Below are 12,908 nucleotides of genomic sequence, written 5' to 3' on the forward strand. Positions count from 1 at the left end.
GGTCACGAGAGCGGGCGCCGCATGGACGCGGCGCCCGCCCTCTCAGCAGGCCAGATCATCCGCCAGCGGCGCAGCGCCTTGGCTTTCGACGCGAAGACCTCGATCTCCTCGTCCAACTTCTTTGACATGCTCGCCCGCGTGATGCCACGCGCCGACTTGCCGGTCCGCCGGCGCCCCATGCCCTGGGATGCGATTCCCTGGGAGCCCGCTTGTCACCTGGCCCTGTTCGTCCACCGGGTGGACGGGCTGAAGCCCGGGCTCTATATGCTCGTGCGGGACAGGGGCCAAACGGAGCGGCTCCGCCGGGCGATGCACGGGGAGTTCGCCTGGACCGTCCCAACTGGCTGTCCGCCCGACTTGCCGCTCTTTCTGTTGCAGGAGGGGGATGCCCGGCGTCTGGCCGCCCAAGCCAGTTGCGGCCAGGAGATTGCCGGAGACGGGGCCTTCTCCCTGGGGATGGTGGCGGAGTTCGAGGAAAGCCTCAGGCGGCACGGAGCCTGGTTTTACCGCCGACTGTTCTGGGAAACCGGCGTGATCGGGCAGGTCCTCTACTTGGAGGCGGAAGCAGCCGGCGTTCGCGCGACCGGAATCGGCTGCTTCTTTGACGATCCGGTGCACCAGGCGTTCGGCTTCAAGGATCTCGCGTTTCAATCGCTGTATCATTTCACGGTCGGCGGGCCGGTGGAGGATCCGCGCCTGACCACGCTGCCTCCTTACGGTCTGGACCATTGAAGGCATCGTAGAGGACCCATGTACAAGATCAAAAAGAAATCGGCTCCTTCCGTCAAACCGCCGGTGCTCTACAACATCGTCGAGGACTACACGGAATTCGACCCGCCGGGGAACGTCGTGGTCTGCGCCACGACCGAGCCAGAGGATCTGGCGGCCCACGCCCGGGTCCTCTCGGAAAGTTACGAGGTGCCGTTGGAGACCATGACGCGCCTCCTGCGCGAGGGCGGCCTGTACGTCTATCCGCAAGCTGGGCTGCTGGTGACGAAGGGGCTCTTCGTTTGCCGGCTCGATTCCTCCGGCACGGTCCCCAAGCAGACCTGGCTCCTGGACGTCGTCCAGTACGCCGAGGCCGAGCAGTTGACGCGTTCCTACGGACTGACCCTGGAGGAGGCCTCGGCCCGCGTGTTCTACCGGACCCTGCCGCCCGAGCTGCAGGAGCGGCTGAAACGCAAGAACCTCGGCCTGGACTCAGCGAAGCCGGGCCGGGCGGGCGCGGCGGGCGGGGCTATCACCTACATCGACTTCCGGAAGGACTGGTCCCCGCACTTCAAACGCCTCTGCATCATGCCGGATGGGAAGCTGGTGGAGACCGGCGGCCTCGCCGAGTTCGCCCGGCTCCAGGGGATCACCGAGGCTCAGGCCAAGACCCTGCTGGAGGAGGGCGGCACGCTGGAGATCGAAGGGGAGGTGCTGGCCTGTCAAATCGTCAACGGCCAGCCGGCGGTGGCCCGGTTCAACCGGCAGCAGTACAATAAAGCGAAGAGCTTGGCGGCGGCCAAGGGTCTCCATCTCATGGATGCGTTGAGTGAAGTGGGGCTGAGCGATCCAGCCATGATGCGGTCCCTGAAGCGGTTGGAACGGAGCCAAGCGAGGCGTGAAACGTGAGGCGTGAAACGGGAGCGTCGTTCGTCGCATGTTCTTATAAGGGGCCTGCCAGACGTTTCACCTTTTACCGTTTACTTCTCGCGTCCGCACTTGCCGTGACCGTGACGGGCTGCTCGGGTCCCAAGCCGATCCTGTATCCGAATGCCCATCTCCAGGCCGTCGGGAAGGAGGCGGCTGAGCAGGACATTGCCGCCTGCCGGAAGCTGGCGGAAGAGGCCGGCGCGGCGCCGAGCAAAGGCAAGGGCGGGCGAGTGGCCGGGAGCACGGCGGTTGGGGCGGGCGTTGGCGCGGCCGCCGGGGCGGTGGGTGGTGCGGTCGTCGGGAGGCCGGGCACCGGTGCGGCCGCTGGCGCGGCGGGCGGGGCCACGGTCGGCTTCCTCCGGGGACTGTTCGGCGGCCGCAAGCCCAGCCAGGCCCACATGAACTTTGTCAATCGCTGTCTCGAAGAGCGGGGCTACGAGCCGGTCGACTGGGAATAACGTCCCGCACTCCTTCGCTATTTCTTCCCGCTCGTTTCCGTCTGCTCCGGCGACCAGTGCTGGTATCCCAGGGCCAGCATGAAGGCGCCGATCAGGACCATGGGCGCGCTGAGCACCTGGCCCATCGTGAAGGGCCCCAGGATGTAGCCCAGGTGAAAGTCCGGCTCCCGGAAGAACTCCACGACCAGCCGGCAGAGGCCGTAGCCCGTGATGAAGCTCCAGAAGAGCGTGCCGGGCGGGGTCGGCCGTCTGCCGATGAGCCAGAGGACCAGGAACAACAGCCCGCCCTCCAATCCCGCCTCGTAGAGTTGTGACGGATGCCGGCATTCCGGACCGGCGCCGGGGAAGGTCATGCACCAGGCCACGTCGGCTGGACGGCCGTAGAGCTCGCCGTTGATGAAGTTCCCGATCCGCCCCAGTCCCAGCCCGATCGGCGTCGCCTGCGCGGCCAGATCTGCGACGGTGTAGACGGGGATTCCGCGCCGCCGGCTGAACAACCAGAGCGCGATGATCGTGCCAAGGAGGCCGCCGTGGAACGACATGCCCCCTTCCCACACGGCGATGATCTTGGCCGGATGCTCCACATAATAGGAGAAATTGTAAAACAGGGTGTAGCCCAGGCGGCCGCCGGCGAACACGCCCACCGCCGCATAGACGATCAGGTCGTAGATCTCCTCGGTCGTGATCGCCAGGTTGCGGGCGGCGACGCGGGCCTTGATCACGAAGTAGGCGGCGGTCAGGCCCAGCAGATACATCAGGCCGTACCAGCGGAGCTGGAGGGGGCCGAGCCGGACCAGCACCGGGTCAAGATTCGGATAGGGAATCATGGGCAGTCGAGCCTCTGTTCAGCCTATTCATCCTTCATCGTTCATACTTCATGCTTTTTAGGTCGAGCCATAGTAGGGGGCCGGGTGCCGGAATGCAAGCGGCTTGGTCGGGCTCCACGTTCGTTCTCCGAATGTTTCCTTCTGGAGCCCCGCGGCTTTGCAGCGGTGGCTTCCTGCGCAGACGGGTGATCGAACTGTTGCCTGCTTGCACGGGGCTGTCCCCTTTGTGGGACGCTTCTCCCGCTTCTGTTGCAGAAACGGCACGGGCGAAGAATGGTTGGAACCAGCGGCGTAGAGATCGTGCTTGTTTTTCGATAGGTTTTGTCTGCCAGCCGGTCTGGCATGGATGATGCTAAAATCTAAAAGTGAGCGCTCAAGCGAAATAGCGTGCCGAGAAACAACGGAACGGGAACAATCTGAGAGTAGGTGTGTCACACCGAAGGAGGGAATCTCATGAGCACGAATGGACAGCAGGTTGCGAAGACGGCGGCATTGATTGCGGGCGGCGCGGTGATCGGCGCGGGGCTGGCGTTGCTCTACGCTCCCCAGTCCGGCGCGGAGACGAGACGGCAGATCCGGCATTATGCGAAGAAGGCGCAGGTGCAGGCGACCCGGCTCAGTCGCAACGTGAAGGAGCAGTTCAACCGGGCGGTCGAAACCGGCAAGTCCCTGATGCCGAAGAAGGACGAGAGGCAGGTCGTTGAGGCGGCCTGACCTTCCCAGGGCCCCGCTTCACCATCCGCAAGCATCACCAGCCAGTTGAACGGTCTGTGGCCACCCCCGGCCCAGGCCGTTCTGCTTTGCGTATCCCCCACCAGTGCATTCCTTGACCCCCCTCAAGGTGGATGCTAGAGTCCCGCCCTGGGCCGGAGTGGCGGAATGGCAGACGCCAGGGACTTAAAATCCCTTGCCCCCACCGGGGCGTCCCGGTTCGAGTCCGGGCTCCGGCACCAAAGTTCAAGTAGTTAGGCGGTTCGGTCGTTTTCCCTTCCTCCTTCAGAGGGGCTTGCTTTGCCCTTTCTCTCCTGGAGGGCGGCCAGTTTCCTGACCCCCTCCGCGAGATCGGCCTCCGACACGATGGCGTACCGCCGAGCGCCTTGCAGAGCGGTCAGATGTCAAAGTCAAGACCTGACCCTATTGCAGGCTCTTTGTTCATCGTTATTGGGTAGGCCCACGCTCAAGCCTAGGCAAAAAGCAAACGCCCCTTGGCCTTAGGGATCGGCTGGCCCAACTCCTTGGCCGTCGCGATCCATTCCTGAATAACCACTTTCACATTTGCGAGAGCTTCCTTGTAGGTTGGTCCGTCTGCGGCACAACCAGGCAGCTCTGGCACTTCGGCGATGAAAGCCTGTCGTCCTCGCTCCAGTAAATAATCACTTCGTACTTAGGCATCGTCCTTTTCTCCCGCGAGTTCCTATTTTACGATGACTTGGCGAACCTTGGCCCTATGGGAAACCAATTTGGCTGGTGGTCCAGTAGTGCCTCAATTTGAATGTCTGCGCCACCGCCAAACAGCCACCCCTGCCCAAATTGCCTCAATGACGCCGAAGGGCCATGCGCCCTGCAGAAAGCCGTAGATCGATGCTAAGGCGCAGGCGCCCGCAAACGCGAGAATGTAACCCGCGTTGCGATCCTCTAACGCGTAGAAGATCAGCATTGCTGTAACGGCAAATAAGCCGAACAGTGTGAGCCCGTCCATTAACGCGAAGCCCGAGGTATTAAGAGTCTCAAGGTTTGAAAATGACCTACTATCCTTTTGGAAGCAAGCAGTTGCGTGTAATACATCGAGCGGATCGCTGTCACGTCCTATTCGCGCTCTCGCACTGACCAACAGGCACAGGATCAGTTCACGAGTTGCCGGGATAGCGGCGGCCGGGATAGAGGGTCCCGTAACAATCGGGGCACACCCCGTGGCTGAATTCGATGTGCAGATGATTGCGGAGATAGACTTCGCCCGGCTGCCACGCGCCGGTCTCGTCTTGGATCTTCTTGCAGGATGAGCAGATCGTGAGGATTCCTTTGGAGAGTTCGGACATACGGGCCCGTTCTTTGAGCTCCAGCGCTTGACGACGATACTCCAAGAAGGCCTCAACCTGCCTTCCAAACGCCTTGAGCGCCTCTCCCTGGGGATGGCTGAGGTCCCGTGGTTGGCGATCCAGAACGCCGAGGACGCCCAGCGCGTAGCCGTCTGGCGAACGGAGCGGGATTCCCGCGTAGAAGCGGATTCGCGGATCGTGACCCAGGAACGGCTCCTGAGCGAACCGGGGATCGGCGCGGCAATCCCGGACGATCAGGAGATCGGCTTGGAGGATCGAGGCGGCGGCGAAACTGCCTTTCCGGACGGTTTCGCGGACCTCGATCCCTACGCTGGATTTGAACCACTGGCGGTTGGTCCCGACGAAGGCGAGAAAGGCCATCGGGGCCATGCAGGCGTGCGCCGCGAGGAGTGTGAGGTCGTCCAACGCCTCCTCGCGCGGCGTGTCGAGCAACTGGTAGCGGCAGAGGGCTCCATATCGCTCAGCCTCGTAGACTGTTTCCTCGGTTGGGTCCACTTGACGCCTATGCCGGAAAAGTATCCGAGGGAGCCGATGAAGACACCTTCGGCATACACTCGAGACTCTGTGGAGGCCCGGTCACGACGGGGCAAAGCAGGACGCAGATGCGTTCCGGTGTCGGTAAAGCGACCACCATACGACAAATCTCCCTGGAGGCGCAACCGCCATCGCTTCAACGGAATTGGCGCAACCGGACGCGTCTCTCCCCATCACGTTGCGCGCAGGGGCCACCCCCTCGCCATTTATCGGCTAGAAGCCTTCTGGACTTGAGTCGGCGGCGTTCCGCCGTGATGTACGGTTATGTTGGCGGGCCGAGCGTGAGAATTTGTGCTGGGCGAGGGGACGTTGCGCGAGGCGACGCGGAGGTCGAAATCCGTTGCGGAACAGGATCACGCTCGCGTGCGGTGAACCCCACAGGGGCTCGCCGGAGTTCACCGGATGGGAACGGCTGCACGCGACGGTCAGGGACGGTTTGCCGCGGTGTCCAAGACTTCCCGGACCTTCCTGGTGAGGAACTCGGGATGCAGGGGCTTGGGCAGAAAGGCCGCGCCGGGCTTGACCTCGCAATGGTGCGCCACCGCGTCGGCCGGATATCCGGACATGTACACGATCCGCATGTTCGGTCGCAGTTGCTGGAGCCGCTGGGCCACGATGTGGCCGTTCATGTGCGGCATCACGACGTCCGTGATCAGCAGGTCTATGGTGCCGCTGTGTTGCCGCCCCACCTGGAGCGCTTCCTTTCCGTTCCGTGCTTCGAGGACGCAATATCCTTGCATCGCGAGCGTGTCGCGTACGATCGCCCGGACGCCGGGCTCGTCCTCGACGACGAGAACCGTCTCGGTGCCGGACAGGGCTTCCGCCTGCTGCGGGGCCGGGCGATCCTCGCTGCTCCGGACCGTGACCCGTGGGAAGTAGATTCGGAAGGCGCTTCCTTGTCCGGGCTCGCTGGACACAAAAATATGGCCGCCGTTCTGCCTCACGATCCCGTAGGCCGTGGCGAGGCCGAGTCCGGTGCCCTTGCCCGGCTCCTTGGTGGTGAAGAACGGCTCGAAGATGCGGGCCCGGGTCGCGCCGTCCATCCCGCACCCCGTGTCGGTCACGGCCAGCCGGACGTACTCGCCGGGGGGGAGGACCGGTCTGTCCGGACAAGGCTCGTCCGCCGTGACGTTTCCGGTTTCGATCGTCAACTTGCCGCCGTTCGGCATGGCGTCCCTGGCGTTCACGGCAAGGTTCAGGAGCACCTGCTCGATTTGTCCCTGATCCGCCCGGACGGGCCCGACCTTCGGATCGAGCAGGGTTGTCAGGTCGATCGGCTCGCCCAGGAGCCGCTGCAGCATCTCACGCATGCCGGCGACGAGTTCGTTCACGCTGAGCACTCTCGGGACCTGCTTCTGCTTCCGGCTGAAAGCGAGGAGCTGCTGGGTCAGCGAGACCGCGCGGGACCCTGCGTGGGCGATCTCGTCGGCAATGCGGCGGAGCGAAGTCGCCGGCGGCACCTGTTTCTGCATGAGCTTGCAGTATCCGGTGATGATGGTCAGCAGGTTGTTGAAGTCGTGCGCGATCCCGCCGGCGAGCTGCCCGATGGCCTCCATTTTCTGCGAATGGCGGAGCTGGGCTTCCAGCGCCGTTTCCCGCTGTTGGCGGCGGTAGCTGTCGTAGAAGACCCCGGCGGATCTCGTCAGGATCTCCAACATGGCCTGTTCAGAGCCCGTGTACCCGCCTGGGCGATTGGCCACGCCGATGAGGCCCACGACTTCGCCGGCCCGGAGGATCGGCACGCCGAGAAAGTGCCGGAGCGGGGGGTGTCCCGGAGGGAGCCCGTTCGAGCGGGGGTCGGAAGCGGGGTCGTTGGCCACGATGGGCCGGCCCGTGGTGATCACGTGCCCGAACAGGTTGTCGAGGTTGGAGAACTCCAGATAACCCACTTCGTTGTAGGTCCGGAGCGCCTGCTCGTAGAAGCTATGGTTGACGGCCCGATCCCAGTCGAGCCCTTCGTAAGCCAGGATGCGAAGGGTCGGTCCCTCCACCACCGGCCCGATGAACCCGTACTCGCTTTGGGTCTGGAGGAGCGCCGTGCGGAGAATCCTGGCACTGGCGGCCCGCCAATCCCCCGACTCGAGAAAAGCCGCGGCGGCATCCGTGATCGCTTCGAGTTGTTCGGCCTGGGATCGCAGGGTCCTTTCGGCATGGAGACGGTCGGTGACGTCGTTCGCAAGCATCAGGATCGCCGGTCGTCCCTGAAAAACGATGGGACTCCACGAAGCCTCAACCCGAAGGAGGCGCCCGTCCACTCGGCGATGGGACCATAGCGCGCCGTTGGAAAACGACGGCACGGCCGCCGCATCGGCTGCCGGCAACCGCCTGATTTGTTCAAGCAGCGCGGGGACTTCGCTCGGAAGGTGAATGTCCCGGAGCGTCATGCGGAGAAACTCGTCGTGAGCGTAGCCGTATTGCCCGATCGCGGCGTCGTTCACGGTGAGGAAGGCCAACGTGGCACGGTCGGCGATCCACGTGGCAATGCGGACACGCTCGCGAGCAGATGGATCCCGATCGCTCTCTGCGATCCTACTCATTCCCGTTCCTTCGTGCGACCCAGCGGGGTCCCACGCCAAGCCCCCGAGTCGCCGCAGCCTGGATGGACTGCGCCCCCAACGATGATGGAGTCATGAAAGCCTGCGTCGGAAAGACGGCGAGGCCACAGCGGCTTATTGCGGGATCGAGTTCCAGGGGCGAGAGATTAGGGGCCATTCTCCGACCAGTGAGTGATGAAGGGGTGTTGCACCGCCGCCATGAGCTCAACAGAGCTTCGGAGGAGAAGCTACCTACTAAATTCACCTGTAGGTGTCAAGGACTAAGTGAAGCAATCGGGTGAGTCTGTGTCCTTCTCACGGCATCGCGGGTCCATGCGAGCGGCGGCGGCAGACCGCCCGGCTGCTCCAGCTTGTGCGATACGGATTCACACCCATAGTGGCTCTCGGCACAAGAATCGCCGTGAGAAACACAATCCGTTGGGTAGTCTGGACGGATGCCTCTCTCTGGACAGTTCTGCCTGCCTCGGTCACAGAGGCTCAATTCCGAGGGCTGGCCGGTCGTCCTGCACAACCCCTGCTCGGCGGAGTTGGGACCGGCCGCGTTGAGCACCGCAGTGACGAACGTTTCCGTGCACCTGGCTCACAGGCAAGTGGCGTTTTCCGTCGAAGTGGTCCATACTCCTGGGTACGCCGCGCGAACCGTTGTCTGGATGGCCGCGGCCGTCGTCATCGCCACGTTCCTGCTCGGCTCCGGTATGCCGTTTCATCTCTTCGGCGATGGAGGGAGGAGATATACGGCAGCGGGGTACACGCGACGTCACGGTCGGGGTATGCCTCATGAACGAGGTGAAAAAGGGACGACTGGCTGTCGTGGCGATGGCCCTGTGGCTGGCCGGGTGCGGAGGGGAACGGTCCCTTCCGCCCGATGTCCCGTTGCCCATCGGGATGGCCAGGGCGAAAGTTGTGAAGGTGCTGGAAGGCGATACCGTGGCCGTCGTCTCCAGGAACGGGGTGGAACAGACGATCCGTCTCCTCTCGGTTGATTGTCCGGAAGCCGATCAGCCGTTCGGACGGGAATCCGCCCAGATGACCGCTGAGTTGACCTTGGGCCGGGACGTCGTCATCACGGAGATGGGACGGGACAGGAGTCAGCGCATCCTGGGAGAAATCAGACTGGCCGATGGAAGGCAATTGAACCGGGAGCTGGTCTCGGCCGGAGCCTGCTGGTGGTCCCGAAAGTATGCGCCGGACGACCGGACGCTCAGGGAACTGGAAGCCTCAGCCAGAAGCAACCGGCGCGGACTGTGGGCGGGGAAGCGCGATCCCATGCCCCCCTGGGAATGGCGAAAACGGTCGTCCCCCGACGCGCGGGTCGGGCCGTGACGCCGCTCCATGGCCGCCTGCGCGAGGTCTGACATGAGGAAAGTCCTGATGGCGCTGGCGCTCGGGCTAGCCGGCTGCGCGTCCGGCACCGTGTGGGAGCATCAGGCCGGCGGTTCAGCCGGCTTGCAACGGGACATCCAGGCTTGTCGTGAAGCGGAGGTGCAGCGCGCCAAAGAGTTCGATCCGAACGCGCAGTTTATCCTCCGCGAACGCATTCCCCTCTGCTTGCAGGAAAAGGGCTACGTGCCGCGCCCGGCTCGGTTCTGGGAGTCGGCCACGGAGTACTGATCGCACGGCCTAGTCGAGCGTGAATTCGCAGAGGCCCAGGAGCCGGCACTTGGCCGTGCCGTTCTCGCTGCTGTCCACGATGCGGCCGGTCTTTCTGTCGAACACCACCCAGTGGGTGTTCGGTCCCTCGCCCCAGAACGCCGTGTAGGTCTGCTTCTCTTCGGTGAGCTTCGTGGGCTTCCCCACGCGAAACACGATTTTCTCGTAGGATTCCTGGTGGACGCAGCCGCTCAGGAGTCCGGTCAGCCCTATCGAGACGAGTAGCACTTTCCACATCAGACTTTTCCTCCTACCGGGGAATCCGTGTGAGCGGGGCGATGATTCCGGCGATCTCGGCCGGGAACCGTTCGGACAGGGGCCCCACGAGCTTGTCCAGGTCGGCACGGGTGTGCACTACGTCGAAGCAGCCGATGTTCACGATGCCCAAGATGGTCCGTGGATTTTGGGCCGACTCGAAGAGGGGGAGCGAGATGGCCCAGGTGACCGACGCCGGAACCTTCTTCGCCTGGTCCGGCTCAAGGATGACGGCCCGCTCGGCCTTGACTTCCTTGCCCTTGCGGATCGTGACCTTGGGCTGACGGGTCTGGAAGGCCACGCCGGTCGAGCCGTAGCCCAGGGGAATTTGCAACGTGTCGGGGATCGGCCCCAGGTTCCAGGCCAGCTTTCCGATCAGGTGGAGCCTCGTGTCGTAGTCCATCAGGTATACATTGGCAAAGAGCTTCCCCCGCTCGACCTTGAGGCGCTCCGCAACCAGATCGATCATGCGCTTCATCGTGCGGATCACCCGCTCTCGATCCTCCTCGCGCAGCCGTTCCTCGACGGCTGCCCTGTAGACCGGGAGGACCCACCCTTCCTCCCCGGCTGGCCCGCTTCCGTCCGTACCCGTGATGTCCACCACTTGCCTGGGAGACAGGCCTCTGACGGCCGGCTCCGAGTTCAGCAGACAGGTGGCGGTGATCCGGAACATCTGCGCCAGCTCGTCGCCACCGATGCCGGCGAGCTTCCGGACCTCCGGCGGGAACGAGTTCCGCAACCCCGGCTCGCCCAGGAACTGGGACTGGTCTAAGACGGTCCGCACCGAGTCCAGAAAATCGTCGAGATGGCTCACCACGCTCGGCGACGGGGGCATGGGACAGGTCCGGTGCTCGACCTCGATTGTTGGCAGGGTCATGTTGAGCTGGAGGTCTGCATGGACCTGTCGGCTCCAGACGCTCACCAGCAGCATGACCAGAACCGGCAGCGTGCAGGGGACAGTCGGACGGAGCATAGAGCCTCCTGGCACGGGCACCGAACCGGGCATGCCCAGTGCGCGCACGGTTGGGATGCCGGGCCGCATGCGACTATACTCCAAAGGAGCGCTCGATTCCAGCGCCTGCGCCGGTTCGTGGCGTCGGATCGGGATGCCTCGGCTCAAGTTTTTCCACTCCTCCGCCGATACGGAGACGGTGTCTATTTTCTCGACGATGCTCCCTCTTGTCCTCGAGAGCGCCCCTTCGCAGCGGCCTCTCGATGCGTCCGCAGCCTTTTCCGCGCCGCTCGTGCCGGGAGAGCTCGTTCAGGCGACCGTATTGGCCGTTTTGGACGAGCGCCGATTACTGGTTCTTGTGAAGGGGGTGCCGCTGTCCGCGATCTCGCTGGTGGAGGGATTGCGGGCCGGGCAGATCCTGTCAGCCAAGGTGGAGGAGTCGGGGGGGCGGGTTCTGCTCCGCCTGGACCGGGGAACTGGCGGCACGCTCGATGTCACCCTTCCCGACCAGCCGGGTCCCGATGGAATCCGCGCCGGACGGGTCACGGAGCTGCTCCGAACTCTTCTTCCGGCCGATGGGTCGCTGTCCGCCGGCTTGGATCGGCTGGTTGCCTCCGTCCGCGCCGCGGTTCGAGACGGGGCGCTTCCCCGTGAGGCCCTGGGCCGCTTGGACGGACTCCGTGAACGGCTGGTCGTCCCTCCTCGGGCGACAGGAAGCCGGATCAGGGAAGCGTTGGTCGCACTGGGGTTGCAGGACGAGCGGACCCTTGCGGCCATGGTTGGGCAAGCTGAATCGGTCTCCGGGGCGGGCCAGACCCTCAAGGGCTGGCTCGTAGAAATGCTGGCGCGGCGGGGCGCCGCTCGGGATGTTCCAGGGACCTCTCTCCCGCGAGGGTTGGCTGGAGCACCGGCTGGGACGGCGGAGCCTCGTCCGTCGGAAGGGGCTTCCATTCCGGGGGAACCAGTCCCAGGCGTCGGGGCTCAGAGCGGCGCCGGACCCATAGAGCCCGAGCCGGGGCGTCCCATCACCGGCCTGCAAACCGGTTCAGTTCAAGGATCAACCGTCCGTCTTCAGGGGCAACAGTCGGCCGGTCCCGATGTCGGCGGCCTGTCCCAGACGGCTCAGGACATCCCTGTCGAGGATCCGGATCTCGACGGTCTGGCCCGCCTGCTGGAAACGACCGTGCGACAGGAGCGTCCGACTTCCGCCGTCGCGTCGCAGTTCGAACTGCTGCAGGGGCGGTTGGCCGCAGCAACTCGCGGCGGAGGCGAGGCAGATGGGTCGTCCGCAGGTCCTGTGCCCGGCTCGCCCGCTGGGGGCAATCCGGCGGAAGCGGCCAGACCTGGACCGGGCACGGAGGGGAAAGCGCCGGGAGGAACCGGAGCAGCGCTTGCGAGGCCGGAGATCGTTGCAGGGGAAAGACTCGCGGCCGCCGGGCAACTCGGCTCCTTGCCGGAATCGGGGTCGGCGCAGGCCGTCCGCTGGGCGGGAGAGCCGGCTTGGACGAGGGAGGCGGAGGGGCTTCTCCGGGTCATCGAACGGGCGCAGGTCTTGAACGTGCTGAGCCAACAGGCGGGGCAACCCCTCCTGTTCGAATTGCCTCTGGGGTGGGACGGCGGTTCGTTCAAATTTTATCTGGAGGAACGGGAGCCGGACCGTGACCGGGGAACCGAGGAGGGCCGCGAGCGTCCCTACAGGGTGGTGACCTTGCTCGAGCTGGACGGGCTCGGAGCCTTGAGGGTCAACGCCTTGCTGACGGGCAAACGTATTGCCGCCAGATTCCTGACGGAGCACCGGGGGGTCGAACAGGCCCTGGCCGGATTCCTCCCGACGCTCCACGAGAACCTGACGGCCCAAGGCTATCAGGTCGAGAGCCTGGCCAGCGCGACGGCGGACGCGGCGACGGTACGTGGCCGTGAACTCCAGCTCCAGACCTTGCCCCGTCACAGTCTCGTGAACGTGAAGGCCTGAGGAGCCCAGA

Annotated in this window: 13 protein-coding genes, 1 tRNA gene and 1 pseudogene; 8 read left to right on the forward strand and 7 right to left on the reverse strand. The window is 64.4% G+C overall.

From position 1 onward, the window contains the following. From AB1411_01835 to AB1411_01845, 3 genes are all read left to right on the forward strand, one after another. A partial coding sequence (locus AB1411_01835) for a SagB/ThcOx family dehydrogenase (protein ID MEW6542331.1) occupies positions 1-732 on the forward strand: 732 nt, incomplete at its 5' end. Positions 733-750: 18 nt separating this feature from the next. Next, complete coding sequence (locus tag AB1411_01840) at positions 751-1,617, forward strand: hypothetical protein (protein MEW6542332.1); 867 nt, start codon at positions 751-753, stop codon at positions 1,615-1,617. A 95-nt stretch (positions 1,618-1,712) separates the two neighbouring features. Further along, entirely contained in the window at positions 1,713-2,096 is a 384-nt protein-coding gene (locus tag AB1411_01845; protein ID MEW6542333.1) for a glycine zipper family protein, read from the forward strand. A 17-nt stretch (positions 2,097-2,113) separates the two neighbouring features. Here AB1411_01845 and lgt read toward each other — a convergent pair whose 3' ends face one another. Continuing rightward, positions 2,114-2,920 (reverse strand): prolipoprotein diacylglyceryl transferase, encoded by an 807-nt coding sequence (gene lgt / locus AB1411_01850; GenBank protein ID MEW6542334.1) that lies wholly within the window; start codon positions 2,918-2,920, stop codon positions 2,114-2,116. A 456-nt stretch (positions 2,921-3,376) separates the two neighbouring features. On the opposite strand from lgt, the gene AB1411_01855 reads away from it, so the two are divergent. Both AB1411_01855 and AB1411_01860 read left to right on the forward strand, forming a co-directional pair. Then, entirely contained in the window at positions 3,377-3,637 is a 261-nt protein-coding gene (locus tag AB1411_01855; protein MEW6542335.1) for a YtxH domain-containing protein, read from the forward strand. 151 nt (positions 3,638-3,788) lie between these two features. Further along, positions 3,789-3,876: transfer RNA gene (locus AB1411_01860), tRNA-Leu, on the forward strand. A gap of 230 nt (positions 3,877-4,106) precedes the next feature. Here AB1411_01860 and AB1411_01865 read toward each other — a convergent pair. The 4 genes and pseudogenes from AB1411_01865 to AB1411_01880 form a co-directional block, all read right to left on the reverse strand. Further along, positions 4,107-4,315: pseudogene (locus AB1411_01865) on the reverse strand (type II toxin-antitoxin system HicB family antitoxin). A gap of 91 nt (positions 4,316-4,406) precedes the next feature. Continuing rightward, a complete protein-coding gene (locus AB1411_01870; GenBank protein ID MEW6542336.1) occupies positions 4,407-4,622 on the reverse strand; it encodes a hypothetical protein in 216 nt (71 codons plus the stop codon). A gap of 148 nt (positions 4,623-4,770) precedes the next feature. Beyond that, on the reverse strand, positions 4,771-5,475 hold the full coding sequence (locus AB1411_01875; protein MEW6542337.1) for a GAF domain-containing protein: 705 nt from the start codon (positions 5,473-5,475) through the stop codon (positions 4,771-4,773). Positions 5,476-5,939: 464 nt separating this feature from the next. Continuing rightward, on the reverse strand, positions 5,940-8,051 hold the full coding sequence (locus AB1411_01880) for an ATP-binding protein (protein ID MEW6542338.1): 2,112 nt from the start codon (positions 8,049-8,051) through the stop codon (positions 5,940-5,942). A 795-nt stretch (positions 8,052-8,846) separates the two neighbouring features. Here AB1411_01880 and AB1411_01885 point away from each other — a divergent pair. Further along, on the forward strand, positions 8,847-9,392 hold the full coding sequence (locus tag AB1411_01885; GenBank protein MEW6542339.1) for a thermonuclease family protein: 546 nt from the start codon (positions 8,847-8,849) through the stop codon (positions 9,390-9,392). A gap of 33 nt (positions 9,393-9,425) precedes the next feature. Further along, positions 9,426-9,680: a hypothetical protein gene (locus AB1411_01890; protein MEW6542340.1), complete on the forward strand. Its 255-nt coding sequence runs from the start codon at positions 9,426-9,428 to the stop codon at positions 9,678-9,680. A gap of 9 nt (positions 9,681-9,689) precedes the next feature. On the opposite strand, the gene AB1411_01895 is transcribed toward AB1411_01890, so the two are convergent. Then, positions 9,690-9,956: a hypothetical protein gene (locus AB1411_01895; GenBank protein ID MEW6542341.1), complete on the reverse strand. Its 267-nt coding sequence runs from the start codon at positions 9,954-9,956 to the stop codon at positions 9,690-9,692. Positions 9,957-9,969: 13 nt separating this feature from the next. Then, complete coding sequence (locus AB1411_01900) at positions 9,970-10,947, reverse strand: hypothetical protein (GenBank protein ID MEW6542342.1); 978 nt, start codon at positions 10,945-10,947, stop codon at positions 9,970-9,972. Positions 10,948-11,125: 178 nt separating this feature from the next. Between AB1411_01900 and AB1411_01905 the strand changes: the two genes are divergently transcribed. Continuing rightward, positions 11,126-12,898 (forward strand): flagellar hook-length control protein FliK, encoded by a 1,773-nt coding sequence (locus AB1411_01905; protein MEW6542343.1) that lies wholly within the window; start codon positions 11,126-11,128, stop codon positions 12,896-12,898. Positions 12,899-12,908 lie beyond the last annotated feature (10 nt).

The organism is Nitrospirota bacterium (genome assembly GCA_040757595.1).
In the GTDB taxonomy this organism is placed as follows: Bacteria; Nitrospirota; Nitrospiria; order Nitrospirales; family Nitrospiraceae; genus JBFLWP01.

Excerpts from the sequence above, each read along its gene's own strand:
- AB1411_01895 (MEW6542341.1), bottom strand. The coding sequence starts at position 9,956 with ATGTGGAAAGTGCTACTCGTCTCGATAGGGCTGACCGGACTCCTGAGC.
- AB1411_01855 (MEW6542335.1), top strand. The coding sequence starts at position 3,377 with ATGAGCACGAATGGACAGCAGGTTGCGAAGACGGCGGCATTGATTGCG.
- AB1411_01885 (MEW6542339.1), top strand. The coding sequence starts at position 8,847 with ATGAACGAGGTGAAAAAGGGACGACTGGCTGTCGTGGCGATGGCCCTG.
- AB1411_01900 (MEW6542342.1), bottom strand. The coding sequence starts at position 10,947 with ATGCTCCGTCCGACTGTCCCCTGCACGCTGCCGGTTCTGGTCATGCTG.
- AB1411_01890 (MEW6542340.1), top strand. The coding sequence starts at position 9,426 with ATGAGGAAAGTCCTGATGGCGCTGGCGCTCGGGCTAGCCGGCTGCGCG.
- AB1411_01880 (MEW6542338.1), bottom strand. The coding sequence starts at position 8,051 with ATGAGTAGGATCGCAGAGAGCGATCGGGATCCATCTGCTCGCGAGCGT.
- AB1411_01870 (MEW6542336.1), bottom strand. The coding sequence starts at position 4,622 with ATGGACGGGCTCACACTGTTCGGCTTATTTGCCGTTACAGCAATGCTG.
- AB1411_01840 (MEW6542332.1), top strand. The coding sequence starts at position 751 with ATGTACAAGATCAAAAAGAAATCGGCTCCTTCCGTCAAACCGCCGGTG.